The sequence below is a fragment of the Neobacillus drentensis genome (genome assembly GCF_036966985.1).
Classification (GTDB): domain Bacteria; phylum Bacillota; class Bacilli; order Bacillales; family Cytobacillaceae; genus Neobacillus; species Neobacillus drentensis_E.
This window is the reverse complement of sequence record NZ_JBALSN010000655.1, coordinates 3001-3929: the sequence shown is the minus strand read 5'-3', so window position 1 is coordinate 3929 and position 929 is coordinate 3001. Positions and strand designations below refer to the sequence as shown.

2 protein-coding genes are annotated in these 929 nt (G+C 30.9%); one reads left to right on the top strand and one right to left on the bottom strand.

Features of this window, described 5'->3' with window-relative positions:
• Positions 1-191: 3-alpha domain-containing protein (locus V7659_RS29900; RefSeq protein WP_335543660.1), on the top strand; the 191-nt coding region annotated here is incomplete at its 5' end.
• Between the two features lie 124 nt (positions 192-315).
• Here V7659_RS29900 and V7659_RS29895 read toward each other — a convergent pair.
• Entirely contained in the window at positions 316-843 is a 528-nt protein-coding gene (locus tag V7659_RS29895) for a dihydrofolate reductase family protein (RefSeq protein WP_335543659.1), read from the bottom strand.
• Between the last annotated feature and the right edge of the window lie 86 nt (positions 844-929).

Here is a 929-nt window from a genome sequence, read left to right as displayed (position 1 = left end):
TATTAGAAGAAGGGACTATTACATTAGATTCGCAAATAAGTCTTGTGGAGAAACACTCAAAAGAAATATCCGTTTCTTTTGCTACACAAATTTTATTTCATCAAAAACAAGATAAAACATCAATTGAAAAAATATTGATAGTTGATGCTCTTGCAGAGGACTGGAGAAATAGATTTTTAAAATTGTTATGATTCTATTGTTTTGTTTTCCAAAACTTTGGATAACGCTAAAACCTAGCCTACAAAGCTAGGTTTTTTATGTATAATATTGGTAACCTAGCCCGTTAGCTCAACAAGAAAAGAAAGACAATCAAAATTATTTTTTCATATAATGAAGCATTGCCAATTGACCTAGTTTTTCTACTTTCGTTAATGTGTAGTTTTGAGTAATGTCATCCCCGGTATATAAGGAGATTCCTTTCCCTAAAATAATAGGTGCAATAGCTAATTGAATTTCATCAATTAAATTATCTTTAAAAAATTCACGAGCTAACTTTCCTCCACCAATTAACCATATATCTTTACCAGGCTTTTGTTTTAGATTTTTAATGAACGTCTTGACCTCTTCATCAATAAATGTAGCGTATTCATCTGATCCACTAACAGATTTGGAAAAAACATAATTCTTATAATCGCTATAAGGGTAGTCCATATCAAATCCACGAACGACATCATAGGTTCCTTTTCCCATAACTACAGTGTCTATTCTTTCAAGGAGTGAATTGTAGCCAGAATCTCCTTCTACTTCTATTGATTCTAACCATTCTAATGTACCATCCTCATTTGCAATATAGCCATCAATTGAAGTACCTATGTATAAAATAATGTTACGCTCTTTTTTCACGTGAATCTCCCTTCCTTTATTTGATTTTTATTTAATTAAACTGCCCTGTTCCTTTAAAAAAGAATTAAACTACTCCTAACATTTAA